Below are 26,041 nucleotides of genomic sequence, written 5' to 3'. Positions count from 1 at the left end.
CTTCGCAGAGTTAGGAAGAACCTCCCTTCCGAATGAAAGACAAAGAAAAGAGCGCATTCGCGCTCTTTTTTGTATCTAAACTACACGTTAGCTTTGTTTTACTTTTGTTTTCACCGCCGCTCGCTTGCCAAGCACATAACCTAAACCAAGCGGAGCGAAGAATATCGCAGCAATGAACAGAATAAAGTAGACAATTGTGCTCTTCACTAATTCTATCAACTTGGTCATGGCGAGATTCACAACCTCTTGAGACACTCTATCCATATCCTGAGCAAACTTCTCACGTTCATGGGTGATGATCAGAGCGATCTCTTGGCGCTCTCTTGCCACCATGTCTTCTAATGCTTTTCGCTCTTCACCTAACTGAGACAAACGCGCTTCGGTTTTTTGATCAATGTCGTCCACTAAAGGCTGCAGTTCAACCGCCATTTGTTCAGCCAAATAACGCATATACTCAGGGTTGTTATCGATGAAATCTCTCATTGAGTCAGCAGTCACTTGCAGACTGTTCAAAGCGGCATTAACCTTCTCAATACTTGCCGAACTGTTCAACGCTAATAACTGCGCCTTCCAAGTCATGATCTTTGGCGTTTGTTCAGAGACCAAACTCAATCTATCGGATACATCTCCCAATGCTTCCGGCATCGTACCCAACGTTGTTACCGCGTCTTCCTCACTGATTTGATTGGCTTCTAACCAAGCACGGTAAGCGGGCGTTCTAATCATGCTTAAATCAGCAAACGGATACTGTCTAACAAAGTCAGCAACAAAGAGCTTCGTTTTATCGTAAACCTCTTTTTTCAACAGTGATTGAGCGAGCTGGTCTACCTCATTGGCTAAGTGTGCCGAGACTTGTTTGGCTTCATCCGTAGCAAAAATGTCACGGCCAGCTCCCGTTGCATAAAACTGGTTCATTTGATGAGTGAACACCCACGTATCAATCAATGCAGCCATTGGTGATACTTGATATGCTGCTGCTTGTAAGCCTTCTTCTGCATTGATCTTCCACAGCAGGACGTAAGACTGGTTCACTTTATCATTGGGGTCATACTGCTCTTGAAGCACATCGGCGGCTTGCTCAACTTGAGCAAAAAATTGAAGTGCATATTCGCGCGTTAAAATGCGCATATTAAGCTCTTGCTTGGTGAGAGGAACGGTCTGGCTGTCAATTTTCACTTCTAACAGGGAACACCCTGAAAGAGTGGTAACCAACCACAAAACCATTAGTGACGATATTCGACGAATGGACATGAAGCTACCTTTATCAAATTGTATAGAACAGGAATTAAGCGGAACCCAAGTGTAGGTTCGAACGCGCCTTTAATACCTCAACCGCCAACATTTTAAGTCAGAGGAATATCAATCTGTTAGCACTTCTCGTATCTTTTCACTGTTGAGAACTTTCTCTGCGAAAAGTGTTGTTTGTTGTAATACATCCCTTAATTGACAGAGCTTATTATCCGGTACCTCTTTGCCCTGTTTTATCAATAATTCTATCTCACCTGAGATGTAATGCAGGGGCATTGCACCTAAACTTCCTGACACCCCTTTCAGGCTGTGCGCCGCGCGCTGTGCGTTGTCTATATCTTCGTTTAGAAGTTTATGTAATTTAGAACCATCTTCAGCATGATCTTGAATAAAGACCTCGAGCAACATTCGGACAGCGCCTTCATCGCCAGAAAGCGAATCCAGCATTCTGTTTATATCTATAAACGGTTCTTGCGGAGCCAGCGATTCTTGTCGCGAATCAGGGGTTAGCTCTTGCGTTTTATTCGCTTGAGCATCACTTGCCAACTCACGCGCTTTGTTCTCGTGTTCTAAAGAATTGGATGCGTTTTCAGTTTGAGAAACGGCAGGCTCTGATGAACTTGAATTCGCCACCTCATTTTTAGAGAAGACAGCCCATGAGACCAACGCCAACAGACAACCGCTCACGACAATGAGCCAAAAGATAAAAGAAACCAGTTTTTGTTCGAGCGTAGCCTTCATCGACACCAACTGATTAGGAAAATCTGACTTTAATAACTGATTCGCCAAATAACTGCCCTGTGCATTCGCCGCAAGAACACTTGAGGTTTGTGCGAGTCGACGTTGAAATGCAGAACGCTCCCCTATCGACAGCGAATCCGATTCGATGAACAGTAAATCCAGTTCGCGATAGGTATCCGTATTGGTGTTGGAATCGCTAAAAATCGATTCAAGAACCAAGGCTCCCAAGCGGTAATACATGTTTTCAATTTGCTGCGAGTTGTTTTCCGCACCTCGGCTGGTGTGCAGTTGCTCCGCCAACGATACCAACTCGCCATCACTACCAATAAAAGCGCGTGCACTTTCCAAAAATCGGTCAGTTGAATAAAGCAATTGCGTGACGTCTGGCCCATTCGCATCAGAGACCTCACTTTCTAATTGAAGACGAACCGCGTACACAAGCTGAAGTTTGAGTGAGACTTGATCGACATGCTTAACTCGATACGGCAACTCAAAATTAAAGAAGTTACGTACTTCCTCAACTTTACTGCCGAGTTCATTCAATGTGGAAAGCGTTTGCATCGTCTGCTTTGCTTGAAACCAAAGAGTTGCAGAAAATACACACCACAAAATGAATAAGAACCAAATAATCCGCTTAATCCCTGCTCTTAATTGATGCAACGCTCAGTCCTCATATAATCCATTAATTACAAGCATATACCATGTTCTGAGCTCTGGCTGTGCTTGCTTCACATAAAAAAAGAGAGCCTAGGGCTCTCTTCATAAGAATTAGTTACGACTTAACTGATCTTTCAAGTTTGGCGGTGTCCCTTTGATCGTCAGCGTATCTGTTTCTGGATCGTAGAAAATACGCTCGCCCAATAACAAGCTGTCAAAGCTGATATTTAAACCACCACCGGCACCCACATATTTAGTCAGCTTACGAACCGTTGAGCGATCACCAGGGAATGATTCTTCAAGCTCGTAACCTTGCTCTTTGGTGAAGTCCATAAAGCTCGTACCATCTTGGCTTGGCGGTAACTCACCAGAAAGTTCAGAAATTTGAACCTCTTCACCAGATTTGATCTGCTCGTTACAGTAGTTATAAACCTGCTTTTTGTACTCGTTAACTTCTTGCTTTTCCAACTTAGAATCCGCACAGAAGTCATCCACCGCTTGCATCAACACAAGGTTTTGCTGTTTCGTGTCTAAGCCAATATCGGCTTGCAGAAAATCAAGGAAGAAGTCAGCGACTTTACGACCAACACGCCCTTTGATGTATTGTAGGTAACGGTTAGATTCTTTATCCGTCTCGTAACTCGAAAGGTCAATGCGCGCCGCGATGTCCATCTTCGTGATATCGAGGTAGTCCGTCGCGCTGATGTCCAAACCCTCAGTCACTTTCAGGCTTTGGTTCATCGGCAAGATACCGATGAAAAGATAATCTGTTGCTAAACTTTGGTACTCAGCAAAAACCAAAATGCCTTCATCCGCAAATGGGTACTTAATCAGTTCTTCTTTCAGGCGATTTGCACTAATTTGTGAGAAGTCGTAAAAATCTCGCTCTCCTTTGCGCATTTCTTGAAGCCAAAATTGAAATTCGCTGTCTGACTGGAAAGAGCCAAAACCTTTACCAGCTTTAGAATGGAATACTCGATGGAGCTCTGCGACGAGATTTTCAGTTGAAGCATCGTTTTCTAGTGATGCTGGACGAAGTTTAACAACCAGTTCGTCCTGATCGTTTTTGCACAGTTGATGCAGAATAACGTTTGAAAGATGAAGGCTCATAGTGATTTTATCTTGCTACAAGGTTTTAGTTGATGGGCATTGTAGGTTATCATAAGCCGCTTTTACTATCATTATTAGAGTCTTTATGCCGATTACATCTAAATATACTGACGAACAAGTAGAGAAAATTCTTGCTGAAGTCGCTTTGGTTCTTGAAAAACATGCCGCTTCTCCTGAATTGACGCTAATGATTGCCGGAAATATCGCAACGAATGTCTTAAATCAACGTGTTGCAGCTTCACAACGCAAACTGATTGCTGAAAAATTTGCTCAGGCGCTGATGTCTTCATTAGAAACACCAAAAACACATTAATAACGGATAAATAGAACACATACATGGTAGACAGCGGAAACTCATACGGCGAACGTGTATCTCGACTGGTTGGTTGGGGTCATTGGTTTGCATTCTTCAATATCGTAGCTTCGATGTTGATAGGCACACGCTACATTGTTCAGTCGCCTTGGCCCGAGACGTTGCTGGGTCAGTTCTATCTTGCGGTTTCGTGGGTTGGCCATTTTGGCTTCCTTGTTTTCGCTCTCTACTTATTGGTTCTGTTCCCGTTGACGTTTGTCCTGCCATCACGGAAGTTATTCCGTTTGGTGGCAGTGATCTTTGCCACTGTTGGACAAACAATCTTATTGATTGATACCCAGGCGTACCAATCCATAAACCTGCACCTAACCCCTGTGGTTTGGGAGCTTTTATTCAGCGATGATAAAAGTGCGTTAAGCTCGGATCTACAACACCTGTTTGTTGTGATGCCGCTGATATTCCTTGTTCAGCTCGCCTTATCAGAATGGGTTTGGCGTAAACAGCGCAAACTGTCTCACAAACACGTTGGTCGTCCACTGGCTGCCGTGTTCTTTTTGAGCTTTATGACCAGCCATTTGGTCTACATTTGGGCTGATGCCTATTTCTATAATCCGATCACGAGCCAACGCTCAAACTTCCCGCTTTCTTACCCAATGACGGCGAAAAGCTTTATGGAAAAACATGGTCTGCTTGACCGTGAAGAGTACCTAAAACGCTTAGCGGAGAATGAAAATAACGTTGAGCTGGTGAACTACCCACTAGAAAAACTTGAATTCAACCGCCGTGTAAACAAGTTGAACGTATTGATGATCAGCGTAAATAACCTGCGAGCAGACGCGCTGAATCAAGAAGAAATGCCAAACCTCTACGAGTTTGCACAGCAAAATCAAAACTTCCGTAAACACTACAGCTCAAGCAATGACACCTACGGTGCATTTGGCTTGTTCTATGGTTTACCAACGAGCTACGCCTCTAGCATCAAGGCACAAGGTGCCTCGCCTGTACTTCTTGATGTACTTAAAGATCAAGGCTACACCTTCGGTTTGTTTAGCGGCAGCGGTTTTGAAGATGACCTTTATTCAGAAATCGTCTTCCGAGGCGTAAACCTAGCTGAAAAACTGGATGGTACTCAAGCCCATACCGATAAACAATCTATCGCCGATTGGAACATGTGGCTAACGGAAAAAGCGAACCAGCCTTGGTTCAGCTACATCGAAGTTACTACGGTAGATAATTTTGAATCTATCCCGTCGAACTCGAAAGAAGATATGTCGGCGAGTGAACGCTTCAAAAATGCTTATGAGTTTGCCGTGAAATCTGCGGATGACAAAGTCGGCGGTATTATCAAAACACTTGAAGACGCTCAATTATTGGCAAACACCGTTGTTATCGTCACTTCCAACCATGGCAGTGAGTTTAACGAAACCAATACCAATAGCTGGGGCGCAAACAGTAACTACAGTCGTTACCAATTGCAGGTACCTATGATAATCCATTGGCCTGGTATGATGGCTGGTGAGTTTAATCACAGCACGAGCCATTTAGACCTTTCAGTTACGCTACTGCAAGATATGCTTGGTGTATCGTCCAATCCATACGATTACAGCAGTGGTCGTAACTTATTTGACGAAAGCCGTCGCCGTTGGATTCTTGCTGGTGATACTCGAGAACTTGCTCTCATCACAAATAACCAAACTACCGTGATCGATAAGTTCGGGAATTACAAGCTATACGATGAGAACTACAAACGTATGCGTGATGAAACGCCTAAACTGCCGGTTCTTATGCAAGGCTTAACCGAGTTACAGCGTTTTTACTCTAAAAGTGAATAGTTGAACACTCAAAGTTGATAGAAAAGCTCTCCAAACGGAGGGCTTTTTGTTTATTTAAGCAACAAATAACACAAAATCGAACAGGAAACACTCAAACGAATAATTTAGGGGTTTACAAGGTTTTCAAAGCCTTATATTATTCGCGTCAACAACGGAGAGATGGCTGAGTGGTTGAAAGCACCGGTCTTGAAAACCGGCATACGTTAATAGCGTATCTAGGGTTCAAATCCCTATCTCTCCGCCACATTTAGAAAAAGCCCGCTAAGAAATTAGTGGGCTTTTTCGTATATTCAGATTTGAAAGGACTTGGACAAATCCCTCCTTGAATACAAGCCCAACACTCCGCCACATTTAACAAAAGATCACTAATAAGTTAGTGATCTTTGTTCTGCCTAATTGCCTTCTTCAACTATCAAGAGGCAAAGACTTCTGTCGCCGCTTTTATTAACTGCATGTGAATAGGTACAAGATCTGCGTGGTTTGTTCTATATCCACCACCCACAACGGCGGCAACAGGAATCCCTCTGTTTTTCATCAGTTGAAAAAGAAAACGATCACGCTCAAAAATTGCTTGAGTCGATACGTCAAAGTAACCAAGCTCATCATCTTGATGAATATCTACCCCAGCGTCGTAAATCACCATATCTGGACGATGGAGATTCAACGCCATCTCGACCACCTCTTTAAACGTCATCAAAAATGTTTCATCGTCTGTTCCTTTTGCTAACGGAACATCCAAATCAGACTGTGGTTTTCTCGCAGGAAAGTTTTTATCGCAATGAAAAGAGAGCGTCACGATGTCCGGCTCTTCTTGGCACAAGGTGGCGGTTCCATCACCATGATGAACATCACTATCAATAATTAAAACCTTATCAACGTGCTCGTTATCCAACATGTGTTTAGCCGCAATCACTAAATCGTTGAACAAACAGAATCCACTACCAAAATCTTTGTGAGCATGGTGGTAACCACCACTTAAGTGCAGTGCGATACCGTGTTCAAGCGCTTTTTCGGCTGTCAGAAGTGTACCAGCCGCTGAAGTCAGAGTTCGAGTGATCAGAGCTTCACTCCAAGGAAAGCCGATTCGACGCATTTTAGCGGCGGGCATATTACCTTGTGCCAGTAAGTCAACATAGTCCGCATCATGCACGCGCTTGATCGCTTCAATTGACAGTGCTTGTGGTTCAAAAAACTGCACCCACTCAGCTTGCACATCACGACGTACCTCTTCGTAGAGATATTGATACTTCATGATTGGGTAACGATGCCCTTCAGGCAATTCAAGTTTTGAGTATATAGGGTGGTATATCAGTGGCAACATGAGACATTCTTTTCATACAACGTTGTGAAATATTACCAACTACAAAGGTTGAATAGAAATCAATTTAATTGATAATGATTTTCATTAAAATTAAATTTCATACTCCAACGATGAAGAAAACGACATTTACGGTCCTAGGCGCTTTGTTTGGTTCCTTCTGTGCTATCCCTGTATTTATATCCCTGTTGTTTAGTGCATGGTGGTTAGTTGATTTTGTCGCACTCAGCTAACACAATAGTTCGATAACGAGTCTTACCAGAGAGTTAAAAATGGCCCATAGTGTTTTTATCACAGGCGCAAATCGTGGTATTGGTTTGAGTCTGACAGAGCTTTATCTTGAACGCGGGTGGAACGTCCACGCCACTAGCCGTAACGTCACAGACAGTGACGAGCTACAAGCTTTGAGCTCACGTTACTCCTCTTTGATCTTGTATGAACTGGATGTTACTGATTACGTAAAAATCGCGTTACTTGCTCAGAGCCTGCCACCTATCGACCTTTTGATTAACAACGCTGGTTACTACGGCCCTAAAGGTTATGGGTTTGGAAACACCGATGTGGATGAATGGCGTAAAGTACTTGAGATTAATACGATAGCGCCACTTAAACTGGTCGAAACGCTCTATCCACAACTGCAACAAGGACAGTTGAAAAAAATCGCCTGCATCTCTTCAAAAGTCGGGAGTATGACGGAGAATACATCGGGTGGCGGCTATATTTATCGCTCGTCAAAGGCGGCACTCAATTCCGTAGCCAAAAGCTTAAGCAATGACTTAACGCCTGACGGTTTTACTGTCCTTGCTTTGCACCCTGGTTGGGTACGCACCACAATGGGTGGGCCAAATGCACTTATAGATGCAGAGACATCAGCTCAAGGGCTGGCACAAGTTATTGACCAAAGCACCGTTGAACACTCTGGTCAATTCATCAATTACGACGGAACTTCGCTTCCTTGGTAAGTATTTTATAAAAAGATGAGAGATAGGTTAGCTTTATGCTTTCTACTTCTCTGACAACCTTGAATTTCTGCGTTTCCTTTCCAGACTTAGTAAGGCTATCAAACAAATAAGGAGAGTGAGCATGGCTGCGGATAGAGATCTGGTGAATTTTAGTGAAGATCACGAACTCAACTACTGCTTAAGAAGCGCAGGGAAACGTCAGACACAAGCGAATCGCGATGCGTTGGTCGATTTAGGTAAGCAAGTCAAACAAGTCTCGGGCAAACGAGTTCTTACGCAAGATGATGTAAGAGGTGCCATTCAAAATCACGGCGATCTGTTTGAGTAACACCACCACAAACAACAAGCAAAAGCGGCGCTATCATGCGCCGCTTTTGTTTAAGAGCTCTTTCGCTTTGAGGCTCCCGTTTTCGATGCCCCACTCTTTGGGTAGCTTCGCTTTTTACGCTTGAACGCCGGACGTTCGACTTTAGGTAAGTGGCGCAGAGAATCCGGTATTGGCCCTGATTTTACTTGGCTCATCAACCCATCAATACGCTGTTCAAGTGCCTGCATGAAAGGTTGATAAGCTTGATTTCTTTCTGCCATCCCCTGAAGTTGGTGCTCCCAATGAGCGGTCATGTCAGGATACGTCGCATCTTGTGGTAATGCGTTGATTAACCCTCGTCCAGCTTGCGAGCTGAGTATGGATTTACCTTGCCTTGTCAATAACTGACGCTTAAAGAGCGTATCCAAAATACCCGCACGAGTCGCTTCCGTACCTAATCCATCTGTGTCGCGCAGAATTTTTTTCAACTCTTTATCGGCAACATAACGAGCAATTCCCGTCATCGCTTGCAGCAGAGTGGCTTCAGTAAAGTGTTTTGGTGGCTCAGTTTTTCGGTCTTTAATATCACCTTCACGACATGTTAACACCGTGCCTTCACTTAACGGTGGCACCGCATCAATACCTTCGTCTTCTTTATCCGTTTTTCCCATCAGTGCTTTCCACCCCGGCGAAACAAGTTGACGGCCTTTAGCGATGAAAATGCCACCAGCGATGTCGAATACCAATTTCGCTTCGGCATAGACAGCCGCAGGATAAAACTGCATTAAATATTGGCGCGCAATGAGCTGATACACTTTCATTTCGTTGCCAGACAGTGCATTAACGTTGGCTTGCTTAGGCGTTGGAATGATGGCGTGGTGAGCATCGACTTTTTTGTCATTCCACGCTTTCGACTTAATCGATAAATCGGCACCCTTCACTGCGCTTTGCAGTTCTTTGGCGTTGTTTGCAATAGCGGATGTAACCGTTCCAGCTTGAGAATAATGCTCCAACGGCAAGTAGCGACAATCAGAACGCGGATAAGTGATCAGTTTGTGCTTTTCGTATAGTGCCTGACAAGTATCTAGCACTTGCTGCGCACTCATGCCATAACGCTTTGCTGCATCAATCTGCAAAGCAGATAATGAATATGGCAATGGTGCAGATTGCTTGGTTTGCTTCTGCTCTGATTCCTTCAGTATCGCTGGCTGGTTCGCGATCCGATTAGCGACGTTTTCGACTAACTTGCGATTTAATACTCGCCCTTCTTCATCCTGCCATGGTTTGCAAGCCTCACTGGGTTTCCAGCGTGCGCGAATATCAAACGCCCCATTTTGGTCTTGATACGGGATCAATGCGTGCAGCGTGAAGTAATCTTTCGGAACAAAGTTTTCAATTTCTTCATCTCGACGGACGACAAGCCCTAGAACCGGAGTTTGCACACGCCCAACCGAGAGCACACCTTGGTAGCCAGCCTTTTGTCCCAGCAAGGTATAAGCGCGAGACATATTCATTCCGTACAACCAATCCGCTCGCGAGCGCGCAAGAGCAGAAACAGACAGAGGAATAAAATCACGATTGCTGCGCATTGAGCTTAGTGCGCGCTTCACTGCAGGTAAGTTCAAGTCAGAAATCAGCAAACGCTGTGTCGCTTCTTTCTTAGTTTTGGAAAGCTTGCAGTAGTCGAGAACCTCATCAACTAACAACTGCCCTTCACGGTCTGGGTCTCCCGCATGAATCACTTCGGTTGCTTCTTTGAGCAATTTACGAATCACGGTTAACTGCTTACTGGCACTTTTTCTCGGTCTAAGTTGCCATTGCTGAGGAACAATCGGCAGATCGGCCATGTTCCATTTTTTGTAGCGTTCATCGTAAGCGTCTGGCTCAACTTGCTCTAGCAAATGACCAATACACCACGTCACCACATCACCATTTCCACAACGGATAAAGCCTTGGTCTTTCTTTTGGGGATTAGGTAAAGCAGCCGCAATAGCACGGCCTAGACTGGGTTTTTCAGCAATAAACAGACGAGACATAAGGAATTGGAAATCAAAATAATTAGGGCCACATTATCGAATGTAGCCCTAAGAAATCAAGGAAAAACTGTATAAATGAACAGTAAGCGTTATCTAGATATGTATTTATTGAAATTCAACAAACTTAGACAAATCGCGCTCTGGCACTTTCATTGGAGTACAACCTGGTGTGCCAAGGTATAGAAATCCAACAATTTCATCTTCACCTTCTAGGCCAAATGCTTGATGTACCTCAGGGTGGAACATCCATTTACCCGAACGCCAAAAACCTTGAAAACCTTGCGCAACCGCCGCCATCTGCATTGCTTGAACAGCGCAGCCTGCAGAAAGATATTGTTCCAATGCAGGGACTTTTTCATGCTCGGTTACTTTCGCGATCACGGTAATGACCATTGGGGCACGAAACGGCGCATTTTTCACTTTTTCGATCACGGCTTCATCACTATGGTCTGCAATCGCGGCTTTCACCAAAATATCTGATAGCTTCTTCAAACCATCACCTTGAGCAATCACAAAACGCCAAGGGGTTAAGCCCGCATGGTCAGGAGCACGAAGACCTGCACGAATAATATTCTCCAACGCTTTGCCCTCTGGTGCTGGCACAGATAATTTGGCGATAGAGCGACGGTTAAGCAAAAGATCGAGAGCTTCCATGAGCGAGTCCTTATTGAATCTAACTGTTATTTTCTTTGCTGCTCACTTTAGCATAATCCTCTCACTCTAATAACAATCTGTTTTTTAGGGATTATCGTGATGATTCACACAAACCGAGAGCAACAGAAACAAAAAAGCTGCGCATCACACGCAGCTTTTGAGTCATATAAAGCTTGATGTTATAGCTTCACAGCAAGTTTTACGCCTTGGCGAATTGCGCGTACTGCATCCAACTCACCGGCATGATCAGCGCCACCGATGATATGCAGTTTTTCACCAAGTTCAGACCACTTGTCTTCAAACGGACGTACTGATTCCTGTCCCGCACAAATAACGACTTTATCAGCCTCTAAAAGTTGCGCCTTACCATCTACATGAATGTGTAAACCGTTGTCATCAATTTTGTCATAAGACACACCACCAAGCAGATGCACTCCGCGTTTTTCTAATGTGCGTTTATGGATCCACCCTGTCGTTTTACCCGGTCCTTTACCAACACGACCTTTGCGACGTTGAAGCACCCACACTTCTTTGTCACTCACCGCGTCTGGGTATGGGTACAGTCCACCTGGTTGCGACATTTCTTTATCAATGCCCCATTCATGCAGCCAATCATCCAACGTTTGCCCAGCTGGCTCGGTAATCATTGTCGCAACATCAACACCAATACCACCAGCACCAACAATGGCGACTTTTTCACCGACAGGCGTTTTGTCACGAATCAGCGTTTGGTAATCCACCACTTTTCCTGCATTATCAATACCTTCGATATTGACCTTACGAGGTTCAACACCAGAAGCCATCACAACCTCATCGTACTCTGTCAGCAAGTCGTAGTTCGCTTCCGTAGACAAATGCAGATTTACACCCGTTTCATCAATTCGGTTAGCAAAGTATCGAATCGTTTCTCTGAATTCCTCTTTACCCGGGATTTGCATCGCTAAGCGGAATTGCCCACCAATTCGGTCGTTCTTTTCAAACAGATCAACTTTATGACCACGTTCAGCTAAAGTCGTCGCACAAGCTAAACCAGCAGGGCCTGCGCCTACAACGGCAATATTTTTCTTCTTGAACGTTGGTTCAACCACAATTTCTGTTTCGTAACAGGCAAGTGGATTGACGAGACAACTAGCGCGCTTACCTTTAAATACGTTGTCCAGACACGCTTGGTTGCAGCCGATACACGTATTAATAAACTGCGCTTTCTCTTGTTCTGCCTTCGCGACAAAGTATGGATCCGCCAAGAACGGGCGAGCCATTGACACCATATCCGCCTGACCAGAAGCAAGGATTCGCTCTGCTTCATCAGGAGTGTTAATTCGATTACAGGTGACGATTGGCACAGAAACGTGCGGTTTCACCTTCTCGGTTACCCATGTAAATGCACCGCGAGGTACTTGCGTTGCAATGGTCGGAATACGTGCTTCATGCCAACCAATACCAGTGTTGATAATGGTGACGCCCGCGTCTTCCAATCCTTTGGCTAATTCAATCACATCTTCGAACGTGCTGCCCTGCTCGACGAGGTCCAGCATCGAAAGACGGAAAATGATGATGAACTTCTCACCCACCGCTTTACGTACAGCTTTCACTATCTCCAACGGGAAGCGCATGCGTTTTTTGTAACTGCCGCCCCAATCGTCATATCGCATATTGGTGCGCTTACAAAGGAACTGATTGATCAAATAACCTTCTGAGCCCATTAATTCCACGCCGTCATAACCGGCAAGTTGAGCGAGTTCAGCGCTGTTGGCAAATGCATCGATGGTCTTTTTGATCTGACGCTCGCTCATTTCACTCGGCGCAAACCTCGCGATCGGCGCTTTAATGCCAGAGGCGCTCTGCGCAAACGGGTGCATCGCGTAACGCCCAGCATGTAAAATCTGTAGCGCAATTTTGCCACCATGCTTGTGCACCGCATCGGTGACTACTCGGTGCGCCTTTGCGTGTTTTGGCTTACTAAACTCCGCACTTAAAGGGTGCAGACGACCGCGTAAATTCGGTGAAAAACCGCCGGTCACGATAAGCCCGACGCCACCTTTCGCGCGCTCTTCATAAAACGCGGCGAGCTTTTGCAATCCTTCCTTGTGCTCTTCTAGGCCTGTGTGCATTGATCCCATCAGGACTCGATTTCGTAATTGTGTAAAACCTAGGTCCAGTGGTTTTAATAAATTAGGGTACATGGCAGACATCACTAAACATCCATTTTTATTATCATGGTCTGACCAGACTACGTCCGGAAAACCAAAAAATCAAACAAGCGTTTACATTTTTGTAACACCGATCAATCTCGCGCGAAAATATGCCAATTGTTGAGTGAGCGTGATAAGCTAAAAAAATGTTATCTTTTGAGATCTTAGAGATAAGAACCCATACTTTGTAAGATTAGGGAAAGACTATCTCGTTATGGAGACAAGATGAAAAAACTCTTCAAATTTATTGGTTTGATATTTAAGGGGATATGGAAAAGCATCACCTTTATCAGACTCGCGTTGGCAAACCTGATCTTCCTTTTGATGATTGCCGTGTTTTACTTTGCGTTTACCTACACTGGCGAAGGACGACCTGTTATCGAGAAAGAATCTGCTTTGGTTATGAACCTTTCTGGTCCCATCGTGGAACAGCGTCGTTATGTCAATCCAATGGACTCAGTTGCAGGTTCTCTTTTAGGTAACGAGATGCCAAAAGAGAACGTTTTGTTCGATATCGTGGACACCATTCGCTACGCAAAAGACGATGCCAAAGTCTCTGGCTTGGTATTGGCACTGCGCGATCTCCCAGAAACGAACTTAACGAAACTTCGTTACATTGCTAAAGCGTTAAACGAGTTTAAGGCATCAGGTAAGCCAGTTTACGCGGTGGGTGACTTTTACAATCAGAGCCAATATTACCTAGCAAGCTACGCCGATAAAGTGTACATGGCGCCTGATGGTGGCGTACTGATTAAGGGCTACAGCGCTTACTCTATGTACTACAAAACTCTGCTAGAGAAGTTAGACGTATCCACTCACGTTTTCCGAGTCGGTACTTACAAATCGGCTATCGAGCCGTTTATTCGTGACGACATGTCGGATGCGGCAAAAGAGTCTGCCACGCGCTGGGTCACTCAGTTGTGGAGCGCGTTTGTCGATGACGTGACGACTAACCGCAACATCAACGCCAAAGTGCTAAACCCAACGATGGAAGAACTGCTTACCGAGATGAAATCTGTGGATGGTGATTTGGCGCAATTGGCCGTCAAAATGGGGTTAGTTGATGAATTGGCGACACGCCAAGATATTCGTACCCTATTCGCCAAAGAATTTGGTAGCGACGGTAAAGACAGCTATAACGCCATCAGTTATTACGACTACCTAGCAACGATTCGCCCTGACTACACACTCGCGAACCATGATATTGCCGTTGTTGTTGCAAGTGGCGCCATCATGGATGGTCAACAACCTCGTGGAACAGTAGGCGGTGACACGGTTGCAAGTCTACTGCGTCAAGCGCGTAACGATGAGAAGGTAAAAGCGGTCGTGCTTCGCGTAGACAGCCCTGGTGGCAGTGCGTTTGCGTCAGAAGTGATTCGCAACGAAGTGGAAGCGCTAAAAAAAGCAGGCAAACCTGTTGTAGTTTCGATGTCGAGCTTAGCGGCCTCTGGCGGTTACTGGATTTCAATGAGCGCAGATAAAATCGTCGCACAACCAACAACACTGACAGGTTCTATTGGTATCTTCAGCGTTATTACGACGTTCGAAAAAGGCTTCAGCAAACTTGGTATCAACACCGACGGCGTTGGCACCTCACCGTTTTCTGGCGACGGCATTACGACTGGCTTGTCTGAAGGCGCGTCTCAAGCGTTCCAACTAGGCATTGAGCATGGCTACAAACGCTTTATCTCTTTGGTTGGTTCAAACCGAGATATGACGGTAGAAGAGGTAGACAAAGTCGCGCAAGGCCGAGTTTGGACAGGTCAAGATGCCTTATCGTTCGGTCTTGTTGACCAAATGGGTGACTTCGATGATGCCGTTGAGTTAGCAGCGAAGCTGGCGAACGTGACAGATTACGGTATTTACTGGGTTGAAGAGCCATTGTCACCAACAGAACTATTCCTTCAAGAGTTCATGAATCAGGTGAAAGTATCCCTTGGTGTTGATGCAACAAGCCTTCTGCCAAAGAGCCTTCAACCTGTGGCTCAACAGTTCGAACAAGATGCAAGTCTGCTTCAAAGCTTTAACGATCCGAAAGGACAATACGCTTTCTGTTTGAACTGCCAAGTACAGTAGATTTTCAGTAAGAAACACAAAGGGCATCTCTACGTGAGATGCCCTTTTTTATTGAGCTCAACATCTCCTCAGATGACTTTCATATGCTGTGCGCCGAGCCTCGCATCTCAAGGTTATTTAGGTATATAATCCCGCCTCTGTTCCCCTACATGAAAGAAAAAACGATGACTAGAAAACACATCTACATCGCTTACACCGGTGGCACCATCGGTATGCTAAAATCGGATCACGGTTACGTTCCTATCGCTGGCTTTATGGAAAAACAGCTTGCCAGCATGCCGGAATTTCACCGTCCAGAGATGCCGGAATACACTATCCACGAATATGATCCTCTTATCGACTCATCAGATATGACACCAGCAGACTGGCAACAAATCGCTGATGACATTCGTGACAACTACGACAAGTACGATGGTTTCGTTATTCTGCACGGAACTGACACGATGGCTTACACCGCGTCGGCTTTGTCTTTCATGCTAGAAAACCTGGGTAAGCCAGTTATCGTTACTGGTTCTCAAATTCCTTTGGCTGAACTGCGCTCTGATGGTCAAGCAAACTTACTAAATGCTCTGCACATCGCAGCAAACTACCCAATCAACGAAGTCACCTTATTCTTCAACAATCAGTTGATGCGTGGCAACCGCAGCACAAAATCTCATGCTGACGGCTTTAATGCATTTACGTCACCAAACTTGCCGCCACTGTTGGAAGCGGGCATCAACATTCAGATTAGCAACAGCATCAAGGTGAACGCGCAACCTGAAGGTGAATTCAAAGTTCACAACATTACTCCTCAACCAATCGGTGTGATCACAATGTATCCGGGTATTTCGCATGAAGTTATCCGCAATACCTTGCTTCAGCCAGTGAATGCGATGATTTTGCTAACCTTTGGTGTGGGTAACGCTCCGCAAAACCCAGAACTACTAGGCCATCTTAAAGAAGCCTCTGAGCGTGGTGTTATTGTGGTCAACCTGACTCAATGTTTGGCTGGTAAAGTCAACATGGGCGGTTATGCGACAGGCTGTGCGTTGGCAGATGCAGGCGTAATTAGCGGTTACGATATGACGCCAGAAGCGGCGCTCGCAAAACTGCACTTCTTATTGAGCCAAAACCTGTCTTACGAAGAAGTAAAAGAGAAAATGCAGGAAGTACTGCGTGGTGAAATGAGCCTGTAAGCGCTTCTTCGAATCTCTAACAATGCTTAGATATTAAAAAAGCCCAATATTGATTGGGCTTTTTACTTTGGCATGAAGTGACAGAATCAATCGAGATTCGGGTTTACACGAACAATGTCACTTTCATCGGTATTGAACTGTTTTTTCAGTTCCTGTTTAGACTTAAAACTGATTTCACCACCAGCCGCAACCGTCATATGTTGCGCCTCGGTATTGTGTTTTGATTGATACAACATCACAGCTTGCATACACGAATCTCGCTGCTCTTTAGAAAGTGTTGTACCCTCAGGCCATCTTCCCGTTTCTACTGCATAAACCAAACGATCATAAACTTCTGGAGTTATCGCTTTTAATAGTTGTTCTGCGTCCATAATGTACCTTCTTATTACATTCTATTTACAGAACATAACGGGTTAAGAAACTGAGTCAAGAACACGAAAATGAATTGGTGTAACGGATCACAAGCAAAACCATGAAAAAAACATACTGGTTACTCGCCAGCCTCACTACCCTTACTTTGACGGGCTGTTTTGAAGGCAACGTTACAACAGAAGAGTTGTGTCAAAAAACGCCAGAGCTCCGTTGTGAAAACCTCAATATGGATGACGGCCAATGTCGAATTCCTAGAACCAAGTTAATTTGGCACCGTTTTGAGCTACTGAAAAAACCATCAGAAGCAAACCAAATTACCGAATACAGCATCGTTGCTGATTATCGCAAATGTTTGGAGCTCGCGTCTCAGATCACCCCTATCGATCAAAGTGAGCTAAAAAGACAACGCTTTAATGCCTTGGTACATAGCATAGATGAACTCAAGCGTATCGTCGAAGAACTGAAAGGTTCTCAACAACCAGAGACGCTCTATTTTCTTTGGTCACAAACGGGCGATACACAAGCACGTCGCCAATTTTTACAAATGGAAGGCACACCCCAGTTAAATACTGCAGAAATGCAGTATGCCTTAGCCACTTTCTATACCAATAGAGACGCAAAAAAAACGCTAGTCTTGCTCAATAATGCTTTGGCTCTGTCAAACAAAGACAACCTAAACCCTGTGATACTTAAATCACTGGCAAGCATTAACCAAGGTTTAGGCGAGAAAAAGCAGGCTTACTTATGGGCGATGGTTGCCAAACGATTTGATGTGCCTTTAGCGGATGAAAAGCAGTTGCAGCGTATGTACCACTTCGAGGATCCGAACCAACACGAAAAGTTAGATGAGTTGGCCGATACGATTGCAAAGGCAATACGCAAAGGCAGTTACTCGCCCGATATGGTCCCTAAAGACATGTAAACAAAAAACTCCCGCTTAGCCGGGAGTTTTTTTCCTATTGCTGGTGATTATGAGTGGTCTAACGGTACGATGAAAGGATAAAACACTCTTAACAGCAAAAATGTCATTATTCGTCAGATTTGTTGAAAATTAACGACACCGAATTTACACAATAACGCTCGCCAGTGGTCTTCGGACCGTCTTCAAAAACGTGACCCAAATGGCTATCACAGCTCGCACAACGAATCTCCGTACGAACCATTCCGTGACTTAGATCTTCCAAATAGCGTATTGCTTCATTATTAAGAGGTGCATCAAAACTCGGCCATCCACAACCAGAGTCGTACTTGTTATCCGAGATAAATAGAGGAGCATTACAGCACGTACAAGCGTAAACGCCCGTCTCTTTATTATGCAGTAACTTACCACTGAACGGCGGCTCTGTACCTTGCTCTCGACAGACACGGAACTCTTCGTCAGATAACTGCTCACGCCACTGTTCATCAGACTTCGTTACTTTTTTTCCGCTTTGTTCCACGAATTTCGGTTCCTTCTTTACTATTTTGGGCATTGACTTTTTTAGCAAAAAACTTGCTTCTCGTAACAGTTGTAGCACATACTTTCTCACCAGGACACCATGTGTAATGAATTTGATACGAGTACTTATCTCGCAAGTTATATTACGCCAACTGGACTACAGAAGATTCAGTAAAAGTTTAAAAAACGAACATTTGCGAAGAATTGTTAAAAAAAGCGTCGCTTTTTTTTGACTTTAAACAAGTTAAGTCCGATTATCTGTTGCAGATGTTTACTGGATTCTGTAATTTTACTACCAGTTATCTTTAATCAGAAATTAAGTTGTGGAGCAACTATAATGACTATCAAAGTAGGTATTAACGGTTTTGGCCGTATCGGTCGTTTCGTATTCCGTGCAGCGCAAGAGCGCGCAGACATCGAAGTTGTAGGTATTAACGACCTTATCGACGTAGAATACATGGCATACATGCTTAAGTACGACTCAACTCACGGCCGTTTCAACGGTACTGTTGAAGTTGAAGGCGGTAACCTAATCGTTAACGGTAAAACTGTACGTGTTACTGCAGAGCGCAACCCAGCTGACCTTAAATGGGACGAAATCGGTGTTGACGTTGTAGCAGAAGCAACTGGTCTTTTCCTAACTGACGAGACTGCACGTAAGCACATCGAAGCTGGTGCGAAGAAAGTTGTTCTAACTGGTCCTTCAAAAGACGCTACTCCAATGTTCGTAATGGGCGTTAACCACGCTACTTACGCTGGTCAAGACATCGTTTCTAACGCTTCTTGTACTACTAACTGTCTAGCGCCTATCGCTAAAGTTCTTAACGACAAGTTCGGTATCGAATCTGGTCTTATGACTACAGTTCACGCTACTACAGCAACTCAAAAAACTGTAGACGGTCCTTCTGCTAAAGACTGGCGCGGTGGTCGTGGTGCTTCTCAAAACATCATCCCATCTTCAACTGGTGCTGCTAAAGCTGTAGGCGTTGTTCTTCCAGAACTAAACGGCAAACTAACTGGTATGGCTTTCCGCGTACCAACAGCTAACGTTTCTGTAGTTGACCTAACAGTTAACCTAAAAGAAGGCGCATCTTACGAAGCTATCTGTGCAGCAATGAAAGAAGCTTCTGAAGGCGAACTAAAAGGCGTTCTAGGCTACACTGAAGACCAAGTTGTTTCTCAAGACTTCATCGGTGAAGTTCAAACTTCAGTATTCGATGCTAAAGCTGGTATCGCTCTAACTGATAACTTCGTTAAAGTTGTATCTTGGTACGACAACGAAATCGGTTACTCAAACAAAGTTCTAGACCTAATCGCACACATCTCTAAGTAATTAGAAATCGTGATTAGCTCTTAACTGAGTTGAAAAAGAGGCGGCTTGATAGTCGCCTTTTTTGTATCTGGAATTTGAGAAAAATCTCAGACGCACTTTCATAAATACTGAGAAGTGCGCCGAAATCTACCTCTTCCCCAGTGTAGGAAACAAGCACATGGATTTAAAAACTCTTCCTCCTCTAACTGTTCTTTCAGACAACGTAACTGTTGTCGAAATCGATAACGTAAAGATCGTTCGTATTATTCATGACAAAGCGACAGCAGGTATTGCTTTACACGGCGGTCATGTAGTCTCGTACGCACCACAAGGTCAAGAAGACTTGATCTGGATGAGCGAAAAAGCCATTTTTGATGGCAAAGCAGCATTACGTGGTGGCATTCCTGTTTGTTGGCCTTGGTTTGGCCGTATTGCTGCACCAGCTCATGGCTTTGCGCGTACATCCGAATGGGAATTAGTTGAGCACCGCGAAAATGAAAATGGTGTCATCGTCGAGTTGGCACTGTTCCCAACCGAAGAAACACATCAAATTTGGCCACACATGTTTGATGCGCGTCTTCTTGTCGAAGTGGGTGACGAACTCAAAGTAACGCTGAAAGTTCTTAATATCGATGATGAAGCTTGGACGTTCTCAGGCGCATTACATACTTACCTAAACGTGGGCGATATCAAACAAGCGCAAACAACAGGTATGGGCAATGAGTACATCGACAGCTTGAAAAATAGCGAAGTGTGTCAGGGTGGTGAGGTTCTTCAACTGACTGACACCATCGATCGCGTATACACGCAACCAGAAGCTCAAATTTTAGTGAAAGACCCTGTTCTTAACCGCACGTTGAGCGTAGCGAACCGCGGCCACAACTCCGCAGTACTATGGAACCCGTGGGCGGAAGGTGCGCAAGGGATGGGAGACATGGCTGACAATGGCTATGAAACCATGCTGTGTGTGGAATCTGCCCTTCATGCGCCAAGTATTGAAGAAGGTAAGACTCTTGAGCCGGGCGAGAGCTACGAGCTCGTGACAGTGATTGCTGCACAATAATCTTCCTAGGCCGGCTCATCCGGCCTTTTTTTTGAAATCATTTCCGTTCTTCCTCGGTCACTTTCTAACTAACCCATTGGTTATCTGAGTTTTTTGACAATTTAATTAATAGATATCAAAAAAATTATTCATATAAACCGATAGCATGCCGATACAAAACTCATAAGTTATAAATATATCAGGAAGACATTCCATGTTAGAAAAGTACAGAAATCAAAGTGTTGGCTTTCAACTAAAGTTAGTCATCACTTTGTGCCTAGTAATTGCCTTTTCCAGCATTGCTGCGCTCGTTTATCGAAACGCATCTGGCGTGCTGCTAGAAAGTACGTTGAGAGAACATCAATCCAAAGTCGAGTCGATGGCAAAAACCATTGCCGGTCAGTTCGATGCTTACCTTCATACTGCTCAAGTACTCGAATCAACTTTTCGCAATGGTTACCTTGCAGGCGTTTATGTAGAAAACTACACGGTAGACTTCATGGGCCATGAAGTACCAAATATCACGCAATACAGCGAAAGTTTGATTAACGACACAAAGCTGGTCGACAGCTTCACACGTGATACCGGAGCAATCGCAACGTTATTTGCACCACTTGGTGATGACTTCATTCGCGTTTCAACATCATTAAAAGACCCGCAAGGTAAGCGTGCAGTAGGCACGACTCTTGGACGCAACCATCCTGGTTACCAACTCTTAAAGAGCGGAAAACCTTACTACGCGCAAATCAAACTATATGGCGAACGCTACATTACCTATTACGCGCCAATTAAAGACGCTAACGGTAACGTATCTGGCTTGTCATTTATCGGTTTGCCAGTAGACCAAGCCACACAGACTCTGTTTGATGCACTAGAAGAGATTAAGTGGGGCGACACAGGCTACACCATCATTGTCGATAACGACAAAAACAATCTTGGTAAGTACTTACTCCACCCAACTAAGAGCGCTACCGATCCTTCAATCGTAGAAGTTCGTGATTACGATGGTAACAAGCCTTTCCATAAGATTTTCGAACAAAAGAGTGGTCTGATCCGCTACCCATTCCAATACGGCTCAACCGTCGGTGAAAAATACTTAGTGTTCACCGAAGTACCCGGCTGGAACTGGAAACTACTGGGCGGTACATTCATCAAAGAAGTGACCAAAGGCAGCGACACGCTACTTAAACTGATAGCCATCATATCTTCGGTAGCAGCGAGCATCACTTTTGTTGTGCTCACTCTGTTCTTAAACCGCAGCTTACAGCCTCTAACGGTGTTGAACTCTTACATGACGCGCCTAGCTAATGGTGAAGTCAGCTTACAAATTCCGTCGTCTCGTAAACGTTCTAAAAATGAGATTGTGAATTTGAATAACGGCGTTGCAAGCATGGCAAATCAACTGAATGAGCTAGTTGGCCAGATTCGTTCTACCAGCGATTTAGTCGAAAGTAACTCGACCAGTGTAGCAAGCGATGCTCATAGCAACTTAACCCAAGCGGATCGTCAGCAAGAAGAAGTTGAGCAAGTCGTAACAGCGATCGAAGAGATGGCCTCTTCCGCTCAATCGGTGGCTCAGCAAGTAGAAAGCATTGCTGAAAATGTCCGCTCTGCGAACTTAGATAGCCAATCTGGTTTGACGATTGTTGAAGGCGTATGTGTCGACGTGGCGCAGTTGAATGATCAATTGGATCAATCAGCCGAAGCCATCGAACAAGTCAACCGTGACAGTGAAAGTATCCAAACCGTCACAAGAATGATCGACGAAATTGCCGAGCAGACCAACCTACTCGCTCTCAACGCAGCAATTGAAGCGGCACGTGCCGGTGAGCAAGGCCGTGGGTTTGCTGTGGTCGCGGATGAAGTTCGCACATTAGCGCACCGTACGCAAAGCTCAGTGCAAGACGTAGTTGGGATTATCGAGAAGCTAAAAGGCTCAACACAAAATGCCGTAACCATGATGACTGACAGCCAACGCAGTGCGAATCAGGTGCTAGATAAAGCGCAAGACGCAGGCACCGCACTCGAAGCGATTGCCGTTCAGGTACAATCTATCGCCTCTCAAGCTGATGCCATTGCCGCGACCTCGGAAGAACAAGCTCAAGTTTCACAAGAAATTGCAGCCAACGCGCATTCAATCAGTGAGCTAAACCGAGAGAGCCGTAACACCAGCGCGAAAACATCACAAAGTGCGATCGAGTTACAGCAACAAGCGAGAAATTTAAAAGAGCAAGTGGACTTCTTCCATTAATCCCTTGCCCTTCTCCTCTTATCATTGTTCAAAACGTGTAAGAGGCACTCAAGAACCTAAAGAGCCGAAGATCTCGGCTCTTTTTGTTTCACTTAAAGCCACGCTTTTTGATAGAATTTGCCGCCCTACTTTCTGTTCGAGATCGTCATGAATTATCAATGCCCTCTATGTCACCAACCACTTTCGCTGACTGAAAAGACGTTTAAGTGTGAAAACAATCATCAGTTCGACCTAGCAAAAGAAGGTTATGTGAATCTGATGCCTGCGCACCACAAACGTTCGAAAGATCCAGGTGACAACAAAGAAATGATGCAAGCTCGCCGCCGTTTTCTCGAAGGAAACCACTACGATCCAATGCGTCAAGAAGTGGCTCGACTATGTGCGAAATACACAGAAGGTACGACACACCAATTACTGGATATCGGTTGTGGTGAAGGTTATTACACCGATCAAGTGCAGCAATCTCTCTTCGAACAAGATCCACAAGCCACTGTTTTTGGTTTGGATATTTCTAAAGTGGCCATTCGTTACGCTTCTAAGCGCTACCCAAACTGCCAATTTAGTGTAGCGTCTAGCCACCGCTTGCCGTTTGCAGACCAATCAATGGATGCGATTTTGCGTATTTACGCGCCATGCAAAGCAGAAGAGTTGCAACGCGTCATCAAAGACAACGGCGTGGTGATCACGGTAACGCCCGCAGGTCGTCACCTTTACCAGTTCCGCGAACGCATCTATCAAGAAGTTCGCTTACACAATGAAGAACCAGAGAACATTGAAGGCTTTGAGCTAGAGCACCAACAAAAGCTGAACTACACCATGGACTTAGAAAATGGTGTTGCATTTGATTTGTTACAAATGACTCCATTTGCTTGGAAGGTGACGGATGAACTTCGTGAAGAGCTAAAGTCCGCTACACTTTTCCAGTGTGAGGCCGACTTCATGCTACGCGTTTACCGAAAGAAGCCAGTTCAACAAGAGAATCAATAGGGAATAACGAAAATCATTCTCATTTATATTGATTCATTGCTCAGCCTCCATTAATATCACTTGGACTTTTTTGGAGGCTTTTCAATGCGCTTTTCTATTTTAGGCCTTGCATTTGCAAGCGTACTTTCAGGGTGTGTTTCTACCACGCCAACCACATCAGCCCTTTCTTCAACAGACGTCACCACCTTTTACGATTACCAACTGCATTCTCCTTCTGGCAACGCCCTTGCTTTGCAGAACCTGCCAGATGAGTTAAAAAACGCTGACGTGATCTTGGTTGGAGAGTGGCACACTCATGCTGGTATTCATCGCTTCCAAACCGATCTACTGAGGCAGCTTTCTTCTGGCGAACGCCGTATTGCCTTATCTATGGAGCAAGTCACGCGTGACAAGCAATCGGTGCTAGACGCTTATCTAAAAGGCGAAATCGGTGAACAATACTTCATGTCACAAAGCAATGCGTGGCCAAACTATGAAAGCGATTACCGCCCACTCGTTGAGTTCGCCAAGCAAACCAACTTACCTGTTATCGCCGCAAATGCACCCAAATACATCGTCCGATGCATTGGTCGTCAAGGTGTTGATTACCTGAATAAATTAGATGATGAAGAACGCAGCTTTGTGGCTGAAAACGTCAATACCGCGAACAGTCCTTATAAAGAAAAGTTCATGGCATCCATGCATCATGGCAAGCCAGAGCAAACTGAAAAGCAATACGCCGCACAAGTAACGTGGGACGAAACCATGGCGGAGTCGATTGTGAAATACCTCAATCAAAACCCAAATGCTCAAGTTGTTCATGTCGCGGGGAAATTTCATACAGAAGCAGGTTTAGGTACCGCAGCATCCATTTTACAACGCAACCCTGAGCTTAAAGTGGTGGTGGTTAATCCAACGCCTGAAATCAGTACAAACAGCCCCGATTATCAGTTAGAAGTACTCGAACCGCCGGTTCGCTTCGTTCAAGATGTGAACCGAATGGCCGCGTATAAGCACCTATCTACACGTAATGACGATCTTCAATGTAAATAACGCGGCCTATCCTACATTTTAATCTAGTTATACGGTCTGTTTTTTGCTTTGCTATTTAAGAAACAATCTTGGCGGCAAAAACAGGCCCGTTTTCTCCTATCATGAGTTCCAACTTTTGATTCAGAATATCTGCGTCAAATTGGTACAAATTGATTCAAGAAATACCCTATGCCGTCGATATAGAGATAACTGCTTTTTACCCGCACTCAGTGAAAGAGTGTCGATGTTCCAAGGAGTATTCGATGAATCCAGTAGGAAGCAACCTAGTAAACTCTTATGCTAAGCAACCGGCAGTAGTGGCACAAAATCAAGACAATCAAGTTGATACGGTTGCCGCGCCACTCAAAGTTGAGCAAAACAAAGTGACGCTTTCTACGGAAGGTAAGGCACTGCTAGCGGCGTTGCAGCAAATTGACCATGAGAGTAAAAAGGTAGAAGCAGAAAACAAAACAATGGGTGAAAAAGTAGAATCTTTCACTCACGGTGCACTTGGCATGGATCATCCCGACAAGATTGAAGAAGAGGAAGACGGCTCATATTCTGCAGGGCAGTATCTTTCCGCGGCGCTCACTGTTGGTGGTATCATTTTAGCTCTCGTCTAGCCGCAAAATTCCTACTCGACACGATAACAAACCGTGTTTGAATCCGTACTGAAAAGCAGACCATAATTCCTTTCGCTTAAGAACAAGCCATCATACAACATGGATGAATCTTTCATCTATAAGGCATGGTTCTTACTGCATTCACTCGTTTATTGCTCCCTCAATCAAGTTTCTTATGAAGGCGCTAAATGGATGACTTTAGTCCATGCTTTCAACTCCTAAGCGTAATCCAAGCCCACTTCTGTGGGCTTTTTTATACCCCAACATCTGCGACCGAGTTGGCTAGCAACCCAAAATGACAATGCCGTGAATCTTTTATTACCGCCACAAAAGCGTCATAAACCGCTGCTTTAATTTCTGCGCTTTCAATAAACAAGGAAA

At 44.7% G+C, this 26,041-nt stretch carries 22 protein-coding genes and 1 tRNA gene; 14 read left to right on the top strand and 9 right to left on the bottom strand.

Annotated elements, in window-relative coordinates; translation table 11 throughout:
* Window positions 1-87: 87 nt before the first annotated feature.
* From NL646_RS11885 to yejK, 3 genes are all read right to left on the bottom strand, one after another.
* The gene (locus NL646_RS11885) at window positions 88-1,251 is read right to left on the bottom strand and encodes a chemotaxis protein (RefSeq protein WP_253664265.1); all 1,164 of its coding nucleotides are present in this window, start codon (window positions 1,249-1,251) and stop codon (window positions 88-90) included.
* Between the two features lie 108 nt (window positions 1,252-1,359).
* The gene (locus NL646_RS11880) at window positions 1,360-2,649 is read right to left on the bottom strand and encodes an Hpt domain-containing protein (RefSeq protein WP_253664264.1); all 1,290 of its coding nucleotides are present in this window, start codon (window positions 2,647-2,649) and stop codon (window positions 1,360-1,362) included.
* A 108-nt stretch (window positions 2,650-2,757) separates the two neighbouring features.
* The gene (gene yejK / locus NL646_RS11875; RefSeq protein ID WP_005461746.1) at window positions 2,758-3,756 is read right to left on the bottom strand and encodes a nucleoid-associated protein YejK; all 999 of its coding nucleotides are present in this window, start codon (window positions 3,754-3,756) and stop codon (window positions 2,758-2,760) included.
* Window positions 3,757-3,841: 85 nt separating this feature from the next.
* Here yejK and NL646_RS11870 point away from each other — a divergent pair, with 85 nt between their 5' ends.
* From NL646_RS11870 to NL646_RS11860, 3 genes are all read left to right on the top strand, one after another.
* Window positions 3,842-4,069, top strand: a complete 228-nt coding sequence (locus tag NL646_RS11870; RefSeq protein ID WP_005461743.1) for a YejL family protein — start codon at window positions 3,842-3,844, stop codon at window positions 4,067-4,069.
* A 23-nt stretch (window positions 4,070-4,092) separates the two neighbouring features.
* Window positions 4,093-5,901, top strand: a complete 1,809-nt coding sequence (locus NL646_RS11865) for a DUF3413 domain-containing protein (RefSeq protein WP_253664263.1) — start codon at window positions 4,093-4,095, stop codon at window positions 5,899-5,901.
* Between the two features lie 153 nt (window positions 5,902-6,054).
* A tRNA-Ser gene (locus tag NL646_RS11860) sits at window positions 6,055-6,145 on the top strand.
* Window positions 6,146-6,313: 168 nt separating this feature from the next.
* Here the strand turns inward: NL646_RS11860 and NL646_RS11855 are convergent.
* Entirely contained in the window at window positions 6,314-7,222 is a 909-nt protein-coding gene (locus tag NL646_RS11855) for a histone deacetylase (protein ID WP_025605518.1), read from the bottom strand.
* A gap of 269 nt (window positions 7,223-7,491) precedes the next feature.
* Here NL646_RS11855 and NL646_RS11850 point away from each other — a divergent pair, with 269 nt between their 5' ends.
* Window positions 7,492-8,181, top strand: coding sequence for an SDR family oxidoreductase (locus NL646_RS11850; RefSeq protein WP_253664262.1), 690 nt, complete (start codon window positions 7,492-7,494; stop codon window positions 8,179-8,181).
* 121 nt (window positions 8,182-8,302) lie between these two features.
* Window positions 8,303-8,509 carry a hypothetical protein gene (locus NL646_RS11845; RefSeq protein WP_005461782.1) on the top strand — a complete coding sequence of 69 codons (207 nt, stop codon included), beginning with the start codon at window positions 8,303-8,305 and terminating at the stop codon, window positions 8,507-8,509.
* A 50-nt stretch (window positions 8,510-8,559) separates the two neighbouring features.
* Here NL646_RS11845 and NL646_RS11840 read toward each other — a convergent pair whose 3' ends face one another.
* The 3 genes from NL646_RS11840 to NL646_RS11830 all read right to left on the bottom strand — a co-directional run bounded on the left by NL646_RS11840 (window position 8,560) and on the right by NL646_RS11830 (window position 13,370).
* Window positions 8,560-10,524: a DNA topoisomerase III gene (locus NL646_RS11840; RefSeq protein WP_253664261.1), complete on the bottom strand. Its 1,965-nt coding sequence runs from the start codon at window positions 10,522-10,524 to the stop codon at window positions 8,560-8,562.
* A 105-nt stretch (window positions 10,525-10,629) separates the two neighbouring features.
* Entirely contained in the window at window positions 10,630-11,178 is a 549-nt protein-coding gene (locus NL646_RS11835) for an NAD(P)H nitroreductase (RefSeq protein WP_253664260.1), read from the bottom strand.
* Window positions 11,179-11,357: 179 nt separating this feature from the next.
* Complete coding sequence (locus NL646_RS11830) at window positions 11,358-13,370, bottom strand: NADPH-dependent 2,4-dienoyl-CoA reductase (protein ID WP_180804088.1); 2,013 nt, start codon at window positions 13,368-13,370, stop codon at window positions 11,358-11,360.
* A 225-nt stretch (window positions 13,371-13,595) separates the two neighbouring features.
* On the opposite strand from NL646_RS11830, the gene sppA reads away from it, so the two are divergent.
* A complete protein-coding gene (sppA, locus tag NL646_RS11825) occupies window positions 13,596-15,446 on the top strand; it encodes a signal peptide peptidase SppA (RefSeq protein WP_005494455.1) in 1,851 nt (616 codons plus the stop codon).
* A 164-nt stretch (window positions 15,447-15,610) separates the two neighbouring features.
* Window positions 15,611-16,624, top strand: coding sequence for an asparaginase (gene ansA / locus NL646_RS11820; protein ID WP_005479567.1), 1,014 nt, complete (start codon window positions 15,611-15,613; stop codon window positions 16,622-16,624).
* A gap of 86 nt (window positions 16,625-16,710) precedes the next feature.
* On the opposite strand, the gene NL646_RS11815 is transcribed toward ansA, so the two are convergent.
* A complete protein-coding gene (locus NL646_RS11815; RefSeq protein WP_017447818.1) occupies window positions 16,711-16,995 on the bottom strand; it encodes a YeaC family protein in 285 nt (94 codons plus the stop codon).
* 101 nt (window positions 16,996-17,096) lie between these two features.
* On the opposite strand from NL646_RS11815, the gene NL646_RS11810 reads away from it, so the two are divergent.
* Window positions 17,097-17,918: a DUF2989 domain-containing protein gene (locus NL646_RS11810; protein ID WP_021484861.1), complete on the top strand. Its 822-nt coding sequence runs from the start codon at window positions 17,097-17,099 to the stop codon at window positions 17,916-17,918.
* Window positions 17,919-18,024: 106 nt separating this feature from the next.
* Here the strand turns inward: NL646_RS11810 and msrB are convergent, their stop codons facing one another.
* Complete coding sequence (gene msrB, locus NL646_RS11805) at window positions 18,025-18,468, bottom strand: peptide-methionine (R)-S-oxide reductase MsrB (RefSeq protein ID WP_011106032.1); 444 nt, start codon at window positions 18,466-18,468, stop codon at window positions 18,025-18,027.
* A gap of 303 nt (window positions 18,469-18,771) precedes the next feature.
* Here msrB and gap point away from each other — a divergent pair, with 303 nt between their 5' ends.
* From gap to NL646_RS11775, 6 genes are all read left to right on the top strand, one after another.
* Window positions 18,772-19,767, top strand: coding sequence for a type I glyceraldehyde-3-phosphate dehydrogenase (gap, locus tag NL646_RS11800; protein WP_005479552.1), 996 nt, complete (start codon window positions 18,772-18,774; stop codon window positions 19,765-19,767).
* A gap of 157 nt (window positions 19,768-19,924) precedes the next feature.
* Window positions 19,925-20,809 (top strand): D-hexose-6-phosphate mutarotase, encoded by an 885-nt coding sequence (locus NL646_RS11795; protein WP_005460080.1) that lies wholly within the window; start codon window positions 19,925-19,927, stop codon window positions 20,807-20,809.
* Window positions 20,810-21,002: 193 nt separating this feature from the next.
* Complete coding sequence (locus NL646_RS11790) at window positions 21,003-23,039, top strand: methyl-accepting chemotaxis protein (RefSeq protein ID WP_020838684.1); 2,037 nt, start codon at window positions 21,003-21,005, stop codon at window positions 23,037-23,039.
* A 147-nt stretch (window positions 23,040-23,186) separates the two neighbouring features.
* A complete protein-coding gene (rlmA, locus tag NL646_RS11785; RefSeq protein ID WP_253664259.1) occupies window positions 23,187-24,026 on the top strand; it encodes a 23S rRNA (guanine(745)-N(1))-methyltransferase in 840 nt (279 codons plus the stop codon).
* Window positions 24,027-24,110: 84 nt separating this feature from the next.
* Window positions 24,111-25,058: a ChaN family lipoprotein gene (locus NL646_RS11780; protein ID WP_021484859.1), complete on the top strand. Its 948-nt coding sequence runs from the start codon at window positions 24,111-24,113 to the stop codon at window positions 25,056-25,058.
* 242 nt (window positions 25,059-25,300) lie between these two features.
* Entirely contained in the window at window positions 25,301-25,660 is a 360-nt protein-coding gene (locus NL646_RS11775; protein WP_021484858.1) for a hypothetical protein, read from the top strand.
* Window positions 25,661-26,041: the final 381 nt, after the last annotated feature.

The organism is Vibrio sp. Y20_XG_PY13 (assembly GCF_024181925.1).
Classification (GTDB): Bacteria; Pseudomonadota; Gammaproteobacteria; order Enterobacterales; family Vibrionaceae; genus Vibrio; species Vibrio parahaemolyticus.
Note: the sequence above shows the minus strand (reverse complement) of the source record. Positions and strands in the feature narration are given on the sequence as shown.

Coding starts and splice junctions, on each gene's coding strand:
- gap (WP_005479552.1), top strand. CDS start 18,772: ATGACTATCAAAGTAGGTATTAACGGTTTTGGCCGTATCGGTCGTTTC.
- NL646_RS11810 (WP_021484861.1), top strand. CDS start 17,097: ATGAAAAAAACATACTGGTTACTCGCCAGCCTCACTACCCTTACTTTG.
- NL646_RS11815 (WP_017447818.1), bottom strand. CDS start 16,995: ATGGACGCAGAACAACTATTAAAAGCGATAACTCCAGAAGTTTATGAT.
- NL646_RS11865 (WP_253664263.1), top strand. CDS start 4,093: ATGGTAGACAGCGGAAACTCATACGGCGAACGTGTATCTCGACTGGTT.
- NL646_RS11850 (WP_253664262.1), top strand. CDS start 7,492: ATGGCCCATAGTGTTTTTATCACAGGCGCAAATCGTGGTATTGGTTTG.
- NL646_RS11840 (WP_253664261.1), bottom strand. CDS start 10,524: ATGTCTCGTCTGTTTATTGCTGAAAAACCCAGTCTAGGCCGTGCTATT.
- sppA (WP_005494455.1), top strand. CDS start 13,596: ATGAAAAAACTCTTCAAATTTATTGGTTTGATATTTAAGGGGATATGG.
- yejK (WP_005461746.1), bottom strand. CDS start 3,756: ATGAGCCTTCATCTTTCAAACGTTATTCTGCATCAACTGTGCAAAAAC.
- NL646_RS11790 (WP_020838684.1), top strand. CDS start 21,003: ATGTTAGAAAAGTACAGAAATCAAAGTGTTGGCTTTCAACTAAAGTTA.
- NL646_RS11780 (WP_021484859.1), top strand. CDS start 24,111: ATGCGCTTTTCTATTTTAGGCCTTGCATTTGCAAGCGTACTTTCAGGG.
- NL646_RS11845 (WP_005461782.1), top strand. CDS start 8,303: ATGGCTGCGGATAGAGATCTGGTGAATTTTAGTGAAGATCACGAACTC.
- msrB (WP_011106032.1), bottom strand. CDS start 18,468: ATGCCCAAAATAGTAAAGAAGGAACCGAAATTCGTGGAACAAAGCGGA.
- rlmA (WP_253664259.1), top strand. CDS start 23,187: ATGAATTATCAATGCCCTCTATGTCACCAACCACTTTCGCTGACTGAA.
- NL646_RS11855 (WP_025605518.1), bottom strand. CDS start 7,222: ATGTTGCCACTGATATACCACCCTATATACTCAAAACTTGAATTGCCT.
- ansA (WP_005479567.1), top strand. CDS start 15,611: ATGACTAGAAAACACATCTACATCGCTTACACCGGTGGCACCATCGGT.
- NL646_RS11835 (WP_253664260.1), bottom strand. CDS start 11,178: ATGGAAGCTCTCGATCTTTTGCTTAACCGTCGCTCTATCGCCAAATTA.
- NL646_RS11830 (WP_180804088.1), bottom strand. CDS start 13,370: ATGTCTGCCATGTACCCTAATTTATTAAAACCACTGGACCTAGGTTTT.
- NL646_RS11795 (WP_005460080.1), top strand. CDS start 19,925: ATGGATTTAAAAACTCTTCCTCCTCTAACTGTTCTTTCAGACAACGTA.
- NL646_RS11885 (WP_253664265.1), bottom strand. CDS start 1,251: ATGTCCATTCGTCGAATATCGTCACTAATGGTTTTGTGGTTGGTTACC.
- NL646_RS11870 (WP_005461743.1), top strand. CDS start 3,842: ATGCCGATTACATCTAAATATACTGACGAACAAGTAGAGAAAATTCTT.
- NL646_RS11775 (WP_021484858.1), top strand. CDS start 25,301: ATGAATCCAGTAGGAAGCAACCTAGTAAACTCTTATGCTAAGCAACCG.